The 15,569-nt window shown below is 41.4% G+C and carries 17 protein-coding genes; 11 read left to right on the forward strand and 6 right to left on the reverse strand.

Annotated features, from left to right (window positions below):
• Window positions 1–63 precede the first annotated feature (63 nt).
• The 9 genes from QNK26_RS16420 (at window position 64) to QNK26_RS16460 (ending at window position 8,226) form a co-directional block, all read left to right on the forward strand.
• The gene (locus QNK26_RS16420) at window positions 64–465 is read left to right on the forward strand and encodes an isoprenylcysteine carboxylmethyltransferase family protein (RefSeq protein WP_319224992.1); all 402 of its coding nucleotides are present in this window, start codon (window positions 64–66) and stop codon (window positions 463–465) included.
• A gap of 98 nt (window positions 466–563) precedes the next feature.
• Window positions 564–932, forward strand: a complete 369-nt coding sequence (locus QNK26_RS16425) for a VOC family protein (protein WP_319224994.1) — start codon at window positions 564–566, stop codon at window positions 930–932.
• 204 nt (window positions 933–1,136) lie between these two features.
• Entirely contained in the window at window positions 1,137–1,982 is an 846-nt protein-coding gene (locus tag QNK26_RS16430) for a formate/nitrite transporter family protein (protein WP_319224995.1), read from the forward strand.
• Window positions 1,983–2,023: 41 nt separating this feature from the next.
• Window positions 2,024–3,763 carry a bifunctional protein-serine/threonine kinase/phosphatase gene (locus QNK26_RS16435; RefSeq protein ID WP_319224996.1) on the forward strand — a complete coding sequence of 580 codons (1,740 nt, stop codon included), beginning with the start codon at window positions 2,024–2,026 and terminating at the stop codon, window positions 3,761–3,763.
• Window positions 3,764–3,858: 95 nt separating this feature from the next.
• Window positions 3,859–4,452: an HAD-IB family hydrolase gene (locus QNK26_RS16440; RefSeq protein WP_319224997.1), complete on the forward strand. Its 594-nt coding sequence runs from the start codon at window positions 3,859–3,861 to the stop codon at window positions 4,450–4,452.
• A 162-nt stretch (window positions 4,453–4,614) separates the two neighbouring features.
• The gene (locus tag QNK26_RS16445; protein WP_019442637.1) at window positions 4,615–4,893 is read left to right on the forward strand and encodes a peptidylprolyl isomerase; all 279 of its coding nucleotides are present in this window, start codon (window positions 4,615–4,617) and stop codon (window positions 4,891–4,893) included.
• Window positions 4,894–5,261: 368 nt separating this feature from the next.
• Window positions 5,262–6,644 (forward strand): Na+/H+ antiporter NhaC family protein, encoded by a 1,383-nt coding sequence (locus QNK26_RS16450; RefSeq protein WP_319224998.1) that lies wholly within the window; start codon window positions 5,262–5,264, stop codon window positions 6,642–6,644.
• 117 nt (window positions 6,645–6,761) lie between these two features.
• Entirely contained in the window at window positions 6,762–7,679 is a 918-nt protein-coding gene (gene yddG / locus QNK26_RS16455; RefSeq protein ID WP_319225014.1) for an aromatic amino acid DMT transporter YddG, read from the forward strand.
• A 106-nt stretch (window positions 7,680–7,785) separates the two neighbouring features.
• On the forward strand, window positions 7,786–8,226 hold the full coding sequence (locus QNK26_RS16460) for a YccF domain-containing protein (RefSeq protein ID WP_319224999.1): 441 nt from the start codon (window positions 7,786–7,788) through the stop codon (window positions 8,224–8,226).
• Window positions 8,227–8,234: 8 nt separating this feature from the next.
• On the opposite strand, the gene QNK26_RS16465 is transcribed toward QNK26_RS16460, so the two are convergent.
• The 6 genes from QNK26_RS16465 to QNK26_RS16490 form a co-directional block, all read right to left on the reverse strand.
• The gene (locus QNK26_RS16465; RefSeq protein ID WP_319225000.1) at window positions 8,235–9,473 is read right to left on the reverse strand and encodes a leucine-rich repeat-containing protein kinase family protein; all 1,239 of its coding nucleotides are present in this window, start codon (window positions 9,471–9,473) and stop codon (window positions 8,235–8,237) included.
• A 71-nt stretch (window positions 9,474–9,544) separates the two neighbouring features.
• The gene (locus tag QNK26_RS16470) at window positions 9,545–10,402 is read right to left on the reverse strand and encodes a siderophore-interacting protein (RefSeq protein WP_319225001.1); all 858 of its coding nucleotides are present in this window, start codon (window positions 10,400–10,402) and stop codon (window positions 9,545–9,547) included.
• A gap of 62 nt (window positions 10,403–10,464) precedes the next feature.
• Window positions 10,465–11,226: an ABC transporter ATP-binding protein gene (locus tag QNK26_RS16475; RefSeq protein ID WP_319225002.1), complete on the reverse strand. Its 762-nt coding sequence runs from the start codon at window positions 11,224–11,226 to the stop codon at window positions 10,465–10,467.
• A gap of 77 nt (window positions 11,227–11,303) precedes the next feature.
• Window positions 11,304–12,260: an iron chelate uptake ABC transporter family permease subunit gene (locus QNK26_RS16480; protein ID WP_319225004.1), complete on the reverse strand. Its 957-nt coding sequence runs from the start codon at window positions 12,258–12,260 to the stop codon at window positions 11,304–11,306.
• Complete coding sequence (gene vctD / locus QNK26_RS16485) at window positions 12,253–13,188, reverse strand: iron chelate uptake ABC transporter permease subunit VctD (RefSeq protein WP_319225005.1); 936 nt, start codon at window positions 13,186–13,188, stop codon at window positions 12,253–12,255. The genes QNK26_RS16480 and vctD overlap by 8 nt, the downstream gene beginning before the upstream one ends.
• Window positions 13,189–13,200: 12 nt before the next feature.
• Window positions 13,201–14,106, reverse strand: coding sequence for a siderophore ABC transporter substrate-binding protein (locus QNK26_RS16490; protein ID WP_319225007.1), 906 nt, complete (start codon window positions 14,104–14,106; stop codon window positions 13,201–13,203).
• A gap of 267 nt (window positions 14,107–14,373) precedes the next feature.
• On the opposite strand from QNK26_RS16490, the gene QNK26_RS16495 reads away from it, so the two are divergent.
• On the forward strand, window positions 14,374–14,808 hold the full coding sequence (locus QNK26_RS16495) for a DOPA 4,5-dioxygenase family protein (RefSeq protein ID WP_319225008.1): 435 nt from the start codon (window positions 14,374–14,376) through the stop codon (window positions 14,806–14,808).
• 94 nt (window positions 14,809–14,902) lie between these two features.
• Window positions 14,903–15,112, forward strand: a complete 210-nt coding sequence (locus QNK26_RS16500) for a hypothetical protein (RefSeq protein WP_319225010.1) — start codon at window positions 14,903–14,905, stop codon at window positions 15,110–15,112.
• Window positions 15,113–15,569: the final 457 nt, after the last annotated feature.

Below are 15,569 nucleotides of genomic sequence, written 5' to 3' on the forward strand. Positions count from 1 at the left end.
AATATGAGAGTACTTAAAAATAGGGTTCCACCACCACTTGTCACGGGACTATTTGCGTTCGCTATGTGGGCCATTTCATTTATTGTTCCCACGGTTGAGATGCATACCATGGTGCGTTTGGCATTATCAATGCTAGCTGTCGCTGCTGGTATATTCTTTTGCATTGCCGGTGTAGTTTCTTTTCGAAGGGCTGAAACAACGGTTAATCCTTTGAAACCTGAAACCGCGACTGCGTTAGTAAGTTCGGGTATTTACACCATCTCACGTAACCCTATGTATGTTGGGCTCGCTTTATTTTTGCTTGCTTGGGCAGTGTATCTATCGTCTCCTTGGATAAGCATAGGCGTAGTAGGTTTCGTATTTTATATGAACCACTTTCAGATTGAACCAGAAGAGTTGGCGTTGAAAGATATATTCGGGGCAGAATTTACCCGTTATCAGGAAAACGTTCGTCGTTGGTTGTGAGTTATTACGGTTAGCGATTACAATCAGAGAAGCCTTACACTAGGCCTGCTTTGTTATTCAAAATCAAGGCAAACTCAATTTCTTATAGGAGAATATGAATGATTGGATATGTAATGTTAGGGTCTCAAAATATCGATGTTTCGCGTTATTTTTATAGTTCGTTAATGAAGATGATGGGTGCGGAAAAAGTAGCAGATTCGAAAACATTTTTAGCTTGGAGTTTTGGTGAAGGAAAACCTATGCTCGCAATCGGTAATCCATTCGATGGTGAAGATGCGAGTTACGGTAATGGCACTATGGTTGCTTTAAGTGTTTCTTCTATTGAAGAAGTCGATAAGCTGCATAAAAAAGCATTAGCTTTGGGTGGACAAAATGAAGGCGACCCAGGTCTACGCTCTGGTGGTTATTATTGTGCTTATTTTAGAGATCTAGATGGTAATAAGCTGAATTTTCATTGTAAGCCTTAGCGGTTAAAAAAATCTCCTTCTTTAAGGACAAGTAATGTAGCCACCTATTTATGAGCAATGACTAGTCATTTTTGCACATAATTGGTGCTACGAGTATAATTCTACCGTGTTTAATTGTTTTATCTAATTGAATATTAAGGCTATTTATAAGTTGGCATGTAAATCGCAACCTTTAATGTAATTCACATTACAGGGAGTACGACAATGTCTTATATTGAACCAAAAGAATTTGTGACCAAGATGGTCGATGCGGGTGAACAAAAAATATTCATGTCCACGAGGGATACACTCGTACGTGCTTTTATGGCTGGCGCTATTTTAGCCTTGGCAGCCTTCTTTGCGATAACCGTAATAGTTAAAACTGGACAGCCATTACTCGGGGCGGTTTTATTCCCGGTCGGCTTTATTATGCTGTATTTAATGAAATTTGATCTACTCACTGGGGTATTTACGCTGGTACCACTGGCGGTGATAGATAAGCGACCGGGTTGCACTGTGGACCAATTGTTACGTAACTGGGGGTTAGTGTTTTTAGGTAATTTCTTTGGCGCTATAACCGTGGCTTTTTTCGCATCATTCATTTTAACCTATGGCTACAATACAGACGGTGGTGCATTGGCTGCTAAAGTCGGTAGTATTGGTGAAGCAAGAACGCTGGGTTATCAAGAGTTTGGTACCGCTGGTTGGTTCACTATTTTCATTCGCGGTATGTTGTGTAACTGGATGGTTTCAATGGGGGTTGTTGGTGCAATGATCTCGACCTCGGCAACTGGTAAAATGCTTGCCATGTGGATGCCGATTATGTTGTTCTTCTTTATGGGGTTTGAACATTCGATTGTAAATATGTTTTTATTCCCGTTCTCGATGATCATGGGGGGCGAGTTCACTGTACTTGATTACCTTGTTTGGAACGAAATTCCAACCGTATTGGGTAACTTAGTCGGTGGTTTATTATTAGTTGGTTTACCCCTGTATATCACGCATGTTAAGACGACTGCAGAACGTAAATCCTCACCACAATCAACGAATCCCATCAATGCGTTGAAATAAAGCGCTGGATCCCAGATGACAATGAAGCAGGGCGTTTTATTATGCAAGAGCGATTAACGCTAAGTGTTGGCCAAGCGACTCATGCGGGTATAAAATCCTGTAATCAAGACAGTATCGGGGTATTTATTCCTCCCGCTCCAGTACTGAGTACAAAGGGCGCTGTGGTGGCTATTGCTGATGGGATAAGTTCGAGTGATGTTAGCAAGATTGCCAGTGATACCGCGATCACTGGCTTTATTGCTGATTACTACTGTACAAGCGATGCGTGGTCAGTTAAAACGGCGGCTTTGAAAGTATTAAAAGCCACTAATTATTGGCTTTATGCACAGAGTCAAGATAGTCCACATCGGCATAACTTAGATAAAGGTTATGTCTGTACCTTTAGTGCTGCGGTATTTAAATCCAATACCGCACACTTATTTCACTGCGGTGACTCGCGTATATTTAGGTTAGCAGGTGGTTCATTAGAGCAACTAACCAAAGATCATCGACGCCGTGTTGATGAACAGTGCAGCTTTTTAACCCATGCTTTAGGTATCCATCAATCATTAGATATAGACTACCAAACCTTGCCATTAATCCAAGGTGATATATTTGTATTTACCACCGATGGTGTGCATGATTTTTTGTCGAATAAAGAGATTGCTGCATTTATCACTGCATCTACAGTACCTGCCAATCAGCAACCCGACAGCTTATTTGCTGATATAGCTAACAACTTAGTTGAAATGGCGCTTGCTGCGGGCAGTGATGATAATCTTTCCATTCAAATCGTGCGTATTGATAGCTTGCCCGAATGTGGTTACGCAGAGATCCAAGACCAAGCCATGTTACTGCCACTCCCTCCTATGTTACAGCCTAAGCAAGTATTTGATGGTTATGAAATATTGCGTGACATTTACATTAGCAGCCGCAGTCATGTATTTTTAGCCAAACAACAAGCAACCGAGCAGTTAGTGGTATTAAAAACACCGTCAACGGAATTACGCGATGATGCCAGTTATCGGGAAAGTTTATTGATGGAAGATTGGATCGCCAATCGTATTAATAATGTGCACGTGCTAAAAGCCGTTAAACCAATACAGGCGCGAAATTACCTGTATAGCGTGACGGAATATATCGACGGTAAGCACCTAGCGCAGTGGCTTAATGATAACCCCAAACCTGACCTAGACGTGGTGCGAGATATCGTCAAACAGATCGCAAAAGGGCTGCAGGCTTTACATCGTCAGGAGATGGTACACCAAGATCTGCGCCCTAATAACATTATGATTGATACTGCTGGTACGGTTAAAATTATTGATTTTGGCGCTATCCGCGTTGCGGGTATTGCGGAAACGGGCAATGGCACCACTGATATTTTGGGGACGGCGCAGTATACCGCCCCTGAGTATTTTGTTGGCGAATTAGGTAGCAACCGTGCGGATATCTTTTCGTTAGCGGTGATCACTTATCAGTTATTAACGGGACGGTTACCTTATGGTAATGAGGTTGCTAAATCACACAGTCGTAAAGCCCAGCAACGGTTGCGCTATATATCGGCGTGTGGCAATGATAACAATGTCCCGCATTGGGTTGATTTTGCGCTCAATAAAGCGCTAGCGATTAACCCTGCTCATCGTTATGCCGAAGTGGGGGAGTTTATACATGATTTGAACCATCCGAGTCCTCAAGGCTTATTACGGCAGAAAATGCCGATCATGGAGCGTGATCCGCAGGTATTCTGGCAAACATTTTGCCTGCTACTGACGGTATTACTGATCTTTGCTGTGCTAAATTAAATTCGAGCCGATGCTGATCGGATATTTACCTCGTCGCCTTTGATTGCTAGGGTGTACGTCAACAGTATTAATACATCGCATTTAAAGGAACGTCAGTGAATATCGCTTTTTTTGACTTTGATGGAACAATTACCAATGAAGATTGTTTTACTAAATTCATCTTCTATGCCACGCCAAAAGTGCGTTTAGTTACCGGCATGATACTGCTATCGCCAGTCATCTTATTACACAAAATGGATTTATTTCCAGCCGCTAAAATAAGACCTATGTTAGCTAAATTCGCATTTTGGCAGCGTAGTGAACGACAGGTATTCCAACTGGGTGAACAGTTTGCGCGTGAATATTTACCTTCGACATTAAGAACAACTGCAATGACACGGATTGAGTGGCACAAAGCGCGAGGTGACAAAGTTGTGGTGGTGTCCGCGTCACTCAATCCGTATCTTTGTTATTGGTGTCAAACACACGGGTTAGACTTGCTATGCAGTGAGTTGGAATCTAAGCAGGCAGTGCTCACTGGCCGCTATGAGCAAGGTGATTGTGGTGGTGAAAATAAGGTGGCTTTCATCAAGCAATGCTTTGATTTAACCCAGTTTGATACCATTTTTGCCTACGGTGATACAGCAGAAGATCATCCTATGCTGGAATTGGCAGATACCAAGTATTACCAATGGCGAGAAGTGGCTTAGCAAATCGGGATTCTGGATCAAAATGATCTCAGTGAGCTTGGCCATAAGTTAATCAAGCTCCATCCCTTAACTTATTAACCTTCTCCATCTCTCGCCTTTTTTATTTTTTTGCCTTACACTTCCTTTAAATTTATATCCTCAAATAAAATAAAGGAAAAAAACATGGCTCAAGCAACTGCAAGACACATTTTAGTCGATGACGAAGCAAAGTGTAATGAACTAAAAGCACAAATTGAAGCGGGTACTGATTTTGCTGAAGTTGCGAAGCAACATTCAAATTGCCCATCAGGCGCTCAAGGCGGTGATCTAGGTAAATTTGGCCCAGGTATGATGGTTCCAGAATTTGATAAAGTTGTATTTTCTGCACCAGTAAACACAGTTCAAGGTCCAGTGAAAACACAATTTGGTTATCACTTACTAGAAGTAACTAGCCGTAGCTAATTATTATAGTATGTCTCTCGCGCCTGCTATGGCGCGAGATGCCCTCCCTAATACCATGTCAAATCGTTGTCTATTACGCTCAATAACTTGAATCATGACCTATGCTAGTCAGCAATAACTTTTCCAATAGATAAAATAATATATAAATTAATATAATTTTTGTTGACTCCAAATCAAATCGGGATTAAATTGCGCCCGATGTTTTAACGACCCTGCCCCAAGCAGTGTAAACAAGCGCCAGCAACCTCCTACCCAGCTGGTGTTTTGCTCATGTAAAGCAGCATTAAACTCAGATAAAAACACCTGTTCAATTTGAGTCTTTTAATTTACTTAGCCATTTTGGCTCTATTTTAGAAGGATCTTAAAGCATGTCAGAAGCGACAGCCTTAAGTCTTATCCCACCTGTGGTGGTTTTGGTGTTAGCCGTTGTATTACGACGTCCTATCCTTTCGTTGGTTATTGGTTCATTTGTCGGACTCATGTTAATTGAGTCTAATAGTGCGTTAACCAGTTTTTCGGCTATATCTCTCTCTGTGATGACAGATGAGACTATCGGTTGGCTTATTTTAGTCTGTGGTGGTTTTGGTGCCTTAATTGCGTTACTCGTGAAAACGGGTGGTTCGATGGCATTTGGCCGCTATGCGATGAAATTTGCCAAAGGGCCTAAATCGTCGTTGTTAATGACATTTCTATTAGGCGTCGCTATTTTTATCGACGACTATTTAAATGCATTAACGGTTGGTTCGACGATGAAGCGCGTGACTGATAAGTTTAAAGTGTCTCGCGAAATGCTTGCTTATGTTGTTGATTCTACTGCCGCACCTATTTGTGTATTAGTACCATTATCGACATGGGCGGTATTTTTCGGCGGTTTACTTGTCGACAATGGTATTGCTGCTGAAGGGCAGGGCATCGCGGTATACATGGAAGCAATTCCTTATATGCTGTACGCGTGGCTATCGGTGATCATGGTGGTATTAGTGATTGTCGGTATCGTGCCTGCATTTGGTCCAATGAAGAAAGCACAGTTAGCCGCTGCGCAAGGTGTACCGGCTTTGGTTCAAGTTGATTTAGAACAGATCCAAACCTCTGATGAATACGCGCTTAAAGCCATTGAAGATGAATTTCAGCATGCTGACGACACGGGTAAGTTACATAACTTTGTTGTGCCGATCTTGTTGTTAGTCGGATTTACTGTGTATTTTGACATTGATGTTCTGATGGGGCTATTAGCGACATTAGCCATTACATTGCCGTTTTATGCAGTGCAAAAAATTATGCCACTGGCTGATATGATGGAGCAAATGATTGATGGTTTTAAATCGATGTTACCGGCGATTTGTACCGTTATCGCGGCATTTATTTTTAAAGATGTCAGCGATCAATTACTGTTGTCACAATATGTTATTGAGCATTTAACGCCATTTATGACGCCGAAATTATTACCAGCAGTGGTGTTCTTATCTATGTCTATATTAGCGTTTGTGACAGGTTCTAGCTGGGGTATTTTTGCCGTATCTATTCCAATTGTAATGCCGTTAGCGCAATCACTGAATGCGGATATTCCGTTAGTGATTGGCGCGCTATTATCAGCATCATCATTTGGCAGTCAGGCTTGTTTTTATTCTGACTCGACGGTGCTAGCTGCGCAAGGTTCTGATTGCAACTTGATGAGCCATGCATTAACGCAATTACCTTATACGTTAATCGCTGCTGCTGTTACGTTTGTTGGTTTTATATGGCTTGCTTAGTGGTTAATGAATAACCCCTCTCAGCCTTAGAATGGTTGTAATTAAAGGTGCTGTATGTATAAATACAGCACCTTTAACAGAGAATACTCCCTCAACAATGAAACAAAAGGCATTCGCTTGATTAATTCCCATAAATTCACCCTCGCAGGCTGCTTAGCTATTTTACTTTGGAGCACGATTGTCGGGCTTATTCGTAATGTTGCAGAGCAGCTCGGCCCCATTGGTGGTGCTGCGATGATTTATACTGTTAGCTCGGTATTTCTGTTTATATTTTTAGGCGCGCCTAAGCTAAAACTATTTCCTATCCGCTATTTACTCATTGGTGGTGGGCTATTTGTGAGTTATGAAATTTGCTTATCCTTAGCATTGGGGATGGCAAATGATCGTACGCAAGCGGTAGAAATGGGGGTGATTAATTATTTGTGGCCCTCGTTAACAGTGTTAATGGCGGTGTTTATGAGTAATAAGCCGGTTAATAAACTGCTTTATCCGGCAATCGCTTTATCGTTCTTTGGTGTTGCCTGGACCGTTGGCGGTGATGAGGGGATTTCGATTAGCCAGTTAAGCAGTAATATCGCAACCAACCCAGCGAGTTACTCTATGGCTTTTTTTGGAGCCTTTATTTGGGCGTTTTACTGCAATATTACCAAAAAGTTGGCCAATGGCATGAATGGCATTACCTGGTTTTTTATTGGTACTGCGATAGCGCTTTGGATCAAGTATTTAATCAGCGACGAACCCGCAATGGTGTTTACTGTTGGAGCCAGTTTTGATCTGTTGCTTGCCGGTATTGTGATGGGGAGTGGTTATGCGCTTTGGAACATAGGCATCCTTGGCGGTAACATGGTACTGTTAGCTACGCTATCGTATTTTACGCCGATCCTATCGACCTTCCTTTCTGCGTTGATATTAAATATCGAGCTGACAACGAAGTTCTGGCAAGGTGTGGTGATGGTGACCGTCGCCTCGTTGATTTGTTGGTGGTTAACGCGAGAAAAGTCGCCTAAAAATAATGTGGTTAAATCGGAGTGTTAACGATTAATACCTAACGTTGAATTTTAATGCATTTTTGTAGTCTAAGTTCTAATGTAGTGTGATTATTTTGGGCTAAATTTTTGATTAAATAATATAAGGCGATAACATGAGAACACTTGGCAATATAATCTGGTTTCTGTTTGGTGGCGCGGTCATGGGGCTGGCGTGGGTACTATTTGGTGTATTAGCGTTTATTAGTATTGTCGGTATTCCGTGGGGACGTTCTTGTTTTGTTATCGCTGGTTTTTCATTTTTTCCGTTTGGTAAAGAAGCCATATATCGTGATGAGCTAACGCGTGCAGAAGATATCGGCACTGGCAGCTTCGGTTTTATTGGCAATGCGCTGTGGTTTATCTTTGCTGGTGTTTGGTTAGCGTTAGGCCATGTAGCGTCTGCGGTTGCATGCTTCGTGACGATTATTGGTATCCCGTTTGCACTGCAACATTTGAAGTTAGCGGTTATCTCGCTTGCCCCAATAGGACAAACGATTGTTGATAAAGACGTCGCGGCAATGGCGCGTTATAAGAACAACAAGTTTAAGCTGTAATTTAAGACTTAACCTACACGCAGTGTAAGGCGTTTAAAGGCTTCACTGCCTTTATCAGCTTCAATGCAAATACTCAGTAAATCATCAATAAAATGCACGAGTGCGCGGTGTTCAATTTGCTTCACTTGCACTTGTTGTGCCTCAGTTAGCATGTGATACATAGTCGCTGCGCCAAAATCACCAAAGATAATGTTGGCATCCACATCAAACAAGGTATTGTGCGCGTACAAATCGCCGTGACAAACTTGATTGTCGTGTAAATGCGTGAACACTTCATCCATCTGTGAAATCATCTTGTCTATTTGCGTAATAGACAAAGTAAAGTCTGTAGGGAAGGTATCACGCGTACAGCTGTTAAAGCACGGTGGTAGCCCTAAGTTAGCGTAGTGAGCTGGGATCAAGTTCATGATCAGTGCTAAGTACCCGTCTTCTTTCACTTGTGCTAATGATTGCACTAAGCTCGGGTGGTTACCGACTTTCAAACAAGCTTGTAACTCATCTTCAGGATAACCATCACTGGTTACTTCGCCTTTAAATACTTTGACTGCGATCTCGTCTGGGAACTGGGTTTGTGGTTCATTCCAAACGGCTTTTGAGATCACGCCTGATGCGCCTTGGCCAAGTACGTTTTGTAATGTATAGCTTGATGAGGCTAACTGCGGCACGCTATCAATCGATACATTAGTTTGGCTAAACGGATTACCTGAAAAGGCAAACCAAGCCAGTTTTGGTAAACCGAATAGCTGTTCAGGGCATTCAGTTAGGCGGTTAGCTGAAATACGTACTAGCTCTAGGTTATGACACTGAGACATTGTCTGCGGCAGAGCTGTTAAACAGTTACCTGCGAGGGCTAATTTCTGTAAACGCGGGCGCTCACCTAATGAGTCCGGTAATACTTCAAGGCGGTTATCCGTTAAGATCAACCAGCGTAATTTCACTGGTAATGAAGATTTCGGTACTTGGTTAATTTGGTTTGATTTAAAGCCAAGCATTTCTAAGTTTGGGCATTGGCCAAGTACTTCTGGTAACGTGACAAATTGATTGTTTGAGGCAAACAAGATCTTCAATTTAGTCAACTGGGCAATCTCTTTTGGCAGCGTTGTTAACTGGTTATTGGATAAGTCGAGGATCTCTAAAGTGTCAGCTAGTGACAAGATCTCGAGAGGGAAAGCGGTTAGATTTTCAGATAATGTTAAACGCTTAATACCTGTTAATTCACCCGATTTTAGCTGAGATAGAGTATGCAAAATGATTTAGCCCGTTATTAGAATGATATAAAACCGGGCTAGTTTACGCGAAAATGAAGTGAAAAGGGGGATTAACCACTTAGCTGTGCTTCATTATCGTTGCGTTTTGCTATCTTATGGCCATCTTCAGTACACCCTGATTTCCAATAACTGCTGATATAGAGATTGTCTTTATCGACAGCTTTTTCATTTCTAAAGTATTGGCGTAATGCGCGCATGGTTGAAAACTCACAAGCACACCACACCGAAGCTGCGCCTGATAACCAAGTTAAGCTTTGCACTTGGCTGGCTAGATCTGTCTCAGCTGAATTTGCGACAATCCAAACAACCTCTATGCCAGCTGGTTTGATTAAGCTTTGCTTGTCATCGGTATGGTTAATTTCAATGACGGCATAACCTTTGGCTGCCTGAGGGAGCTTGTTGAGTTGCGCTGCTAATGCTGGTAGCGCAGTCATGTCTGCCACTAAAAAGTACCAATCAACGTTTAAGTTTATGGGTTTTATTTCCCCTGGTCCTGCAATTGAGATGGTATCGCCAGTGCGCGCTGATTGTGACCATGCGGCTGCAAAACCGCCATTATGACTATGGGCAGCCGTATTATCAGTAGCTGTGCAATCAATAGCCGTGTCATCAATAGCTGTTTGATTAATAACGCAGTGCTCATGACGTACAAAGTCGACGTCCAATTGATTGAGCGCTTGGCGTAAATTACGGATGGTATAAGTACGCATTTTGGGGCGGATGTTTGGTGATAACTGTGAAATATCGGTATCACCATTTTCAGTAAACAGCAGTTTAATGTAGCCGCCTTCAGCATCAGCGGGGAAACTCGATAAATCGTCTGCTTGAAAGCTAATACGCTGCATGTTCGGCGTTAATTGCTGGCTGTCTATGACTGTTAGTAATCTGTTATTTGGTTTCTTACTCATATGTAGTCCTTAGTTCTTAATCCTTAACTCTAACTCTTAGTGCTTAATACAGAGCTAGGCGGCTACTGCCCGTAGTACATGCAAATACGTTTACCGTTGATTTCATGAATATCAAACTCGGTATCGTAAATAGCCGACAATACATCTTTGTTGATGATCTCGGAGACTGTGCCGTTGGCGACAACTTTACCTTTCTTTAGCGCAACAATGTTGTCGGAATAGCAAGAGGCAAAGTTAATGTCATGGATCACGATCACCACTGCTTTACCTAATTCATGGGCTAAAGTTTTAATATTTTTCATTATTTGTAATGAATGCTTAATATCTAAGTTATTCAGTGGCTCATCCAAAAATACATAATCAGTATCTTGTGCCACCACCATGGCGATAAAGGCTAACTGACGTTGACCGCCACTTAGCTCATCAAGATAGTTGTTTTCAATCGAGGTTAAATCTAAGTAGCCAATCGCTTTGTCTATGACCGCATTATCGTTAGTGGTCAGCTTGCCTTGACTATAAGGATAGCGGCCAAAAGCCACTAATTCCCGCACTGTAAAACGCATATTGAGATTGTTAGATTGACGCAGCACGGCTAATTTTTTCGCCAGTGCTTTGGTATCCCAATCTAATACGTCTTGATTGTCGATAATCACTGTACCACTGTCTTTATTTAATAAACGGCAGGCCATCGACAATACGGTACTTTTACCTGCGCCATTGGGGCCAATGATAGCAGTGACTTGGCCTTTAATAAATGAGGCCGAAGCTTGGTCGACAACTTTGTGCTGACCAAAGGCTTTAGATAAATTGGTTAATGAAATCATACTTTATACATCCCAATGATTTTCGTAAATACTTATGTTGTTAATCGTTTTGTAAACAGTCTTGTTAAATAACAGCGTTATTGAATTTTTTGTCGAACAAGCAGGGATAAGAAATACAAACCGCCGACAAAGTTAATGACCACACTCAAGGTGGTTGAAAAGCTAAAGACATTCTCGATGATCCATTGTCCTGATAGCAGCATCGACATAGCCATTAAACTACTCGCGATGAGTAATGTGTTATGACGATAAGTATGGAAAAATTCTTTGGTTAAATTAGCCACCAGTAAACCAAAGAACATTACCGGCCCCACCAAGGCTGTTGATAACGAGATCATGATCGCGACCAGTATCAATACTTGCTTAGTGACGCGGCGGGTATCAACGCCTAGGCTGATGGCATTGTCATTGTCTAACCAAAATACATCCAATACCGGTGCTAGCTTAAATAGCAGGGCGCTGACGAAAAGCAATGGCAAGACACATAAGTAGACTAGCTCTTGGTTTACGTTATTAAAGCTAGCAAACATGCTTGCTTGAATCGTTAAGAAGTCATTGGGATCAACCAGCATCATAAAAAATGAAGACACATTGTTGAACAGCTGACCGAAGATAACACCGAGCAGTAATAGGGTAATGACGTTACCTTTAGCATTGGTACTGCTAAAGTAAAAGCCAAACAGTAATAACGAAAATCCGACCATGACTAAAACCGATAGCGCAAAGTTAATAAATGGGTTTAATAGCAATACGCTAAAGCCGCCGAAGATAACGACCACCAATACTTGGGTTAATAAATACAAGGCATCAAAGCCCATAATACTGGGGGTTAAAATACGGTTATGAGTAATGGTTTGAAATACTAATGACGACTGAGCAATAGCGATACTAGCGATGATCATGGCTAATACTTTTGGCACGCGACGTGATAAAAAGTATTCATAGTTTGACGCATCTAAACCAACACCGATGAATAGAAACGTGAAGAGTACCGTGATAACTGCCAGTCCGGTGAGTTTCATTGCATCAGACATTTTGTTTCCCTTTTACAATGAAGAAGATAAATACCACGCCACCTAATATGCTGATGATCATCGAAATAGGGATCTCGTAAGGGAAGATGATCACGCGACCAACCACATCACAAAGTAAAATTAAAATAGCGCCGATAATGGCGGTGAGCGGAATGTTTTTACGTAAATTATCACCATAAAATTGCGTGACTAAATTAGGTACGATCAAGCCTAAGAAAGGTAATTGTCCGACAATCATCACCACAGATGCAGACATCACAGACACAAGAATGATGCCGATAAAGAGTACCTGTTTGTAATTCAAGCCGATATTGGTGGCGAAGTCTTTACCCATACCCACTGCAGACAAGCGGGTGGCGTACCAGTAGCTGATCACAGAGATAGGCAGGGCGATATAAAGTAATTCGTAATTACCCTGTAAAATGCTGGCAAAGTTAGCCACTGTCCATGCTGATAGGTTTTGTACTGCATCATATTTATAAGCGACGAAAGTGGCAGCTGAAGACACGACATTACCAAAAATAATACCGATGAGCGGAACGTAAATGGCGTTTTTAAACTGGATCCGATGGATAAACTGAATGAATAGCAAGGTCCCCGCAATCGCCATACCAAATATCAGGAATAAGTTATCACCATGACCTAGGAATACTAGGCTTAAGACATAGCCGAGCATGGCACATTCAATGGTGCCAGATGTCGATGGTGATGCGAATCGGTTTTGACTGATCTGCTGCATGATCAGTCCTGCAATACTCAGCCCTGCACCTGAGAGTAAAATAGCTAATAAGCGAGGCAGGCGGCTGATTAACAGTAATTCGATAGCCTCGGTATCACCGTTTAAAATCGCCGAGAAGGAAAGGTCTGCGACACCGATAAAAACCGATGCGATACTGAGAATGACCAGTACAAACAATAATTTTTTCAAGGTAAGCCTCAATTACAGTGTGCGTGATTGCTGCATATCTTGGAGCATTTGGTCGGTTGCCGTGACACCTGACAGGGCAATATACCAAGCGTTAATATCAAGGTAATTTAGCTTATCGCTTTTATAAGCCTGGGTTGATTTAACCAAGGGATTGGCAAACTCTTCGCGGGTACGGCTTTTATCTTTATTAATCAGTTTGTCTTTGTCGATGATGAAGAGGTTGGCTGGATTAACGTTACTAATGAATTCATACGAGATCAGATCGCCATGACGAGACTCTTTAATGTTAGGTACGGCTTCTTGGAAACCAAAATCACGATAAATTGCAGAGAAACGCGATTGGGCGCCAAACGTAGTGATATTGCCGCCAGCACTCATCACTGTTAATGCTTTAACGTCGTTGGTTTTATTATAATCAGCAATTTCAGAGATCTTAGCGTCAACACTGGCGATCTTAGCTTCTACTTTTGGCTGAATTTCAAAGATGTCACCCAGCATACGCCATTGTTGCTGGGTACTCTGCCAATAGCCATTAGATTCTGGTGCGAACATCACTGTTGGGGCTATTTTTGATAGTTCCTTATAAGATTCGACAGCGCGAGAACCGATGATGATAATGTCTGGTTTTTGCATGTAAATAGTTTCAAAGTCAGGTTCGTTTAAACTACCTGAAGAGGCGAATTCCTTGCTTTTATATTTCAATAAATAATCAGGCATCGTTGTCGCTTTACTTACTGCTACAGGCTTAATACCAAAATAATCTAACGCATCTAGTGTACCGGTGCCAATGACTACAACCCGTTGCGGCTTAGTCTCTAATGTGGTTTTACCTAATTGATGGGTAACTGTGATTGTGTCTGATAAAGCGTTGGCTGAGAATAATAATCCAAAGAAAGTAGCTACAACTGATAGTTTCATATTGACGGTGATCCAAATGATAATTGTTCGTATTCTTATATCATATAGTAAAACAAACCCCAATGACCAGCAAGTTATAGGTAAAGAATGTAAATCGAAAATATAATGTAAAGCACTGTAAGTTAACGTCATTTAGTGTTTTTATATGTTGATTTTAGCGATGTGTTGTTAACTATAATGTGAAGAAAGTAAAGGACGTACTAAGGCTATAGTAACTGTGTTATCTTGGCTGCGCTGTTTTTAACGCTTTAATTTTATGAGGTATTTATGAGTTCCAACCCCCATACTCAAGTCCACGACTTAACGAATACACTGAGCAATGACCTAAGTAATGACCTAAGTAATGACCTATGTAATGACTTAAGCAATAATCTAAGCAATAGCCACGACAGTTACCATGCCCATTTCTATTTTGATGAATCATCATTGGCGTTGGCCACTGTATTACGCACTACTATTCGTGATGAACTTGGCTTAGAAGTCGGTAATTTAAATACGCGGCTGGTGGGACCTCATCCACAATGGAGCTTTGCCGCCACATTTAGCCACGCTGATTTTGATACTTTCGTCCCTTGGGTTAAAGCCAATAGACAGGAGCTGACCGTGTTGATACATGCGGTGACAGGCGATGATTTAATTGATCATACCGAGCATGTTCATTGGTTGGGAACACAGATTAAACTTGATTTATCTAGCTTTTAATATCGCATTCGCTGTTGAAACTAAACCGCAAAGAGCCTACCATCAAAAATGTTAAGTAAACTTAAACAATATACATTTTATATGGAATATACCTATGAATAATGATGAACTTCGAGACTTGTTAAATAGCATTGAATCTGCAGTAAATAATGATGCGATGTCTGGTAATCATGTAACAACTTATACACTATCAGATGACGCCTTTACTGAAAAAGTACTTGATGTACTTTCTGAAAAATTGCAGGGTTACAAAGACGTTAGAATTGACGGTAGCAATTTAGTTTTGACTCACACTGACAAATAAGATTAGTTTTTACCAAAGATGAGGTTGTTTTAACGTCCTCTGTAGACAGGGTCATATTCAGATTTTCACATGACTTCTGGCTAACTAGAAAGAGCAGTTGGCTATAATTGCCAAGCAATGGGCCACTGTTCTTTTTCACTGCTAAAATACACGCGTAATGCCCGCATTACTGAAAACTCACCACTCATACCCCCGTCTTGCCGTCATGTCATTAGCATCGTTAATCTCAATAACCGCATAACCATTTAAATTAATTAACAAATCATGCGTCAGAAATGTCAGATTGTTAGCTAATTGATTCATATTTAAGTAAGTTAATGATAGTATTGTGTTTTATGCTGACGCTGTTCAACTGACAAGCTCAAATTTTAAAGGATTAATCTCAATGTATAAAAAGACTCTGCTATCAGTTCTTATGATTGTTGCTATTTCTGGCTGCGCGCCTAAACCAACCCCT

It is taken from the genome of Moritella sp. (assembly GCF_033791185.1).
Taxonomy (GTDB): Bacteria; Pseudomonadota; Gammaproteobacteria; order Enterobacterales; family Moritellaceae; genus Moritella.

Coding starts and splice junctions, on each gene's coding strand:
- QNK26_RS16420 (WP_319224992.1), top strand. CDS start 64: ATGTGGGCCATTTCATTTATTGTTCCCACGGTTGAGATGCATACCATG.
- QNK26_RS16425 (WP_319224994.1), top strand. CDS start 564: ATGATTGGATATGTAATGTTAGGGTCTCAAAATATCGATGTTTCGCGT.
- QNK26_RS16430 (WP_319224995.1), top strand. CDS start 1,137: ATGTCTTATATTGAACCAAAAGAATTTGTGACCAAGATGGTCGATGCG.
- QNK26_RS16435 (WP_319224996.1), top strand. CDS start 2,024: ATGCAAGAGCGATTAACGCTAAGTGTTGGCCAAGCGACTCATGCGGGT.
- QNK26_RS16445 (WP_019442637.1), top strand. CDS start 4,615: ATGGCTCAAGCAACTGCAAGACACATTTTAGTCGATGACGAAGCAAAG.
- QNK26_RS16450 (WP_319224998.1), top strand. CDS start 5,262: ATGTCAGAAGCGACAGCCTTAAGTCTTATCCCACCTGTGGTGGTTTTG.
- QNK26_RS16460 (WP_319224999.1), top strand. CDS start 7,786: ATGAGAACACTTGGCAATATAATCTGGTTTCTGTTTGGTGGCGCGGTC.
- QNK26_RS16470 (WP_319225001.1), bottom strand. CDS start 10,402: ATGAGTAAGAAACCAAATAACAGATTACTAACAGTCATAGACAGCCAG.
- QNK26_RS16475 (WP_319225002.1), bottom strand. CDS start 11,226: ATGATTTCATTAACCAATTTATCTAAAGCCTTTGGTCAGCACAAAGTT.
- QNK26_RS16480 (WP_319225004.1), bottom strand. CDS start 12,260: ATGTCTGATGCAATGAAACTCACCGGACTGGCAGTTATCACGGTACTC.
- QNK26_RS16490 (WP_319225007.1), bottom strand. CDS start 14,106: ATGAAACTATCAGTTGTAGCTACTTTCTTTGGATTATTATTCTCAGCC.
- QNK26_RS16495 (WP_319225008.1), top strand. CDS start 14,374: ATGAGTTCCAACCCCCATACTCAAGTCCACGACTTAACGAATACACTG.
- QNK26_RS16500 (WP_319225010.1), top strand. CDS start 14,903: ATGAATAATGATGAACTTCGAGACTTGTTAAATAGCATTGAATCTGCA.